This is a genomic window from Yersinia sp. 2542 StPb PI, from assembly GCF_048593855.1.
GTDB lineage: Bacteria > Pseudomonadota > Gammaproteobacteria > Enterobacterales > Enterobacteriaceae > Yersinia > Yersinia enterocolitica_E.
The window spans coordinates 1-2,345 of the sequence record NZ_JAZGQA010000329.1 but is presented as its reverse complement, the minus strand read 5'-3'; the positions used below and the strand labels follow the sequence as shown (position 1 = coordinate 2,345).

The following is a 2,345-nucleotide window of genomic DNA, read 5'->3' as shown; positions in this document are numbered from 1 at the left end:
TGTTTCAAAAACAACTATCAATAGAATAAAATATTCCATTGGTTTTTGACGGCTCTAAGTATCAATTTTGGGTGTGATGTTTGTCTGAGTCTGGATTTGTGGCGGGGTTGCGGGCGTCAAAAAAGAAAAGTGATCAAGATAATTGATGAGAAAGCCCCACATAGTTAAGTTTGGGCGGGGCTCTCGCTATTTGATAGTCTGTTCTGTGAGCCGTTTTCTTTCACAGTGCATAAAAAATCAATACGGCAATACCACCGAATAATATCCATTTAATCAAATAATAGATCCTACGATTCCAGGCTTTCAACCGTTTCCCCACCTTGCGCACTGCATAGATGTATTTAAACATACGATTGACACCACCGGTACGATCCCCCTCTTCGTTGGGGGCAGTGGCTGCACTCATTAAATTGCGCCCCAACCAGTGGTTAATCCATTGCGCCCAGCGGTAACGCATTGGCCGCTCAATATCACAAAACAGGATCAGCCTATTCTGCCCACTCTGATTCTCGGCATAATGAATATAAGTTTCATCAAATAAAATGCCTTCACCGTCACGCCAACTGTAAGTGGTGCCATCAACATCAATAAAACAGCGGTCATCATTCGGGGTGATTAAACCAAGGTGATAACGTAAAGAACCGGCATAAGGATCACGATGCCGAGGCAGGCGGCTACCGTGCGGTAATTCAGCAAACATCGCTGCCTTTACCGAAGGTAATCCGCGTAATAACGAGGTGGTATAAGGGCAAAGTGTCATCGCCGAAGGATGGCTGTCTTCATACCATTTCAGATAAAAACGTTTCCAGCCAGTTTTAAAAAACGAATTAAAACCCGCATCATTATATTTATCCGATGCTTTGATTTGCTGGATTTCCATCAGCGCCTTACCTTCATCCCTGATTTGCTGCCAGTTTTCACGCAGCACGGTCAATTCAGGGAAAAGATCCTGCTTTAAATAGGGTGTGGTGGGTACCCGTGAAAACAGATACATAAACACATTGATGGGTGAAACAAATGTCGAATGATCTGAGAGCTGACGCCAGAACTTGTAGCGAACTTTGCCACGAAAATGCACATAGACTACACATAAGATAAAAACGAATAGCACTATATATTTCATGATGTCCTATCAAATAAATATGGTTGATAGTCAAATATTTAGTCTATATCGATTGAAATTTCCAACTTAAAAAAATAAAAAGTTATTACAACAAGTGACTAGTACCAACTTAGTAAGCAATAAATGTTTGAATATCACTGTCATTAACAGTGAAACATCCCGTAAAAATGCGGCCTGCTGGGAAGTCACTGCTGAGATCCCGTAATAGCTGCAACTCAAAACGCCCTGATGCCATGGAATAACTCAGGAAACGGGCCTCCAGGAAGTCAAAATAACGCCCTAGCTGTGGATACACTGCTTTAAATAGACTCTCTTTGGCTGAAAAAGCCAATGTCAGTAAATGGTTGAATACTAATGGGCCCTCCTGAAGGTCGCGGTACTCCTGCTCACTAAGGATTCCGGGCCATAGATCATTCGCCCTTTCAACGGCAATCAGGCTTTCAATATCTAGCCCAACACCGTGGACATGAGCACTTTCATCAGAATACTCTGTAGCCGGCGTTATAATTTGCGCAGTGCACAGAGCACGTTGGTTGTTATGACTGATGCTGCCAATCAAACCGGCGGGCCATAGTGGCGCGCGATCTAGCCCATTCGCCAACGGATAATTGCGTACTTCTAGCATATTCAGCACTTGTCGGGCGACAAAACGGCCCGCCAGGTATTCGGCACGCCGTTTTGCCACTGCTTTTTGTAAACTGCCGGGAAACGCAATGCCATAAACAGCAAACAGCTCATCCCGGTATTCATTGACATCAAAATCACATTTTGCCAACAGGCCGTGAAACAATGGCTGGCCATTTAAACCGCTGGCTGGCAGTGCGGCAAAGGTAAAGTTACGAATAAATACCGACGTCACGCGTTATCCTAATCATCTGGATTCATAGGCCTTTATAATAGTAGTTAACCCACAGCACCACAATATCCGCACCTATCCCGGTGGCTAAAACACATCAGTGAAAGCAAGTTGCTGCCAAAAGCCAAAACACCAATCCCATCAACAAATAACCCAATACGACTTAATTCATTATGAAATGTAACTTCACAATTATTGAAACGCAGTTCCTGACGTTTCTTTTTCTGTGACAATGGTCAATTTAAAAGCAAATGTAAACAGCTAGGTTAATTACCAGAGGGATAAAGGAATAACCTTTTTTTATATATTGATATATCCGTCAGGTTACAGGTTACAGATGCGCACCTGCTGCTTGAATTCTATTGG

The 2,345-nt window shown here is 43.1% G+C and carries 2 protein-coding genes; both read right to left on the bottom strand.

Going from position 1 to position 2,345, the window contains the following annotated elements:
* Nucleotides 1-220: 220 nt before the first annotated feature.
* A complete protein-coding gene (gene lpxO, locus V1952_RS21240; protein WP_372558572.1) occupies nucleotides 221-1,123 on the bottom strand; it encodes a lipid A hydroxylase LpxO in 903 nt (300 codons plus the stop codon).
* A gap of 109 nt (nucleotides 1,124-1,232) precedes the next feature.
* On the bottom strand, nucleotides 1,233-1,982 hold the full coding sequence (locus V1952_RS21235) for a 4'-phosphopantetheinyl transferase family protein (protein ID WP_420075490.1): 750 nt from the start codon (nucleotides 1,980-1,982) through the stop codon (nucleotides 1,233-1,235).
* Nucleotides 1,983-2,345 lie beyond the last annotated feature (363 nt).

Bases quoted from the DNA above. Each gene is read 5' to 3' on its own strand.
- lpxO (WP_372558572.1), bottom strand. From the start codon at position 1,123: ATGAAATATATAGTGCTATTCGTTTTTATCTTATGTGTAGTCTATGTG.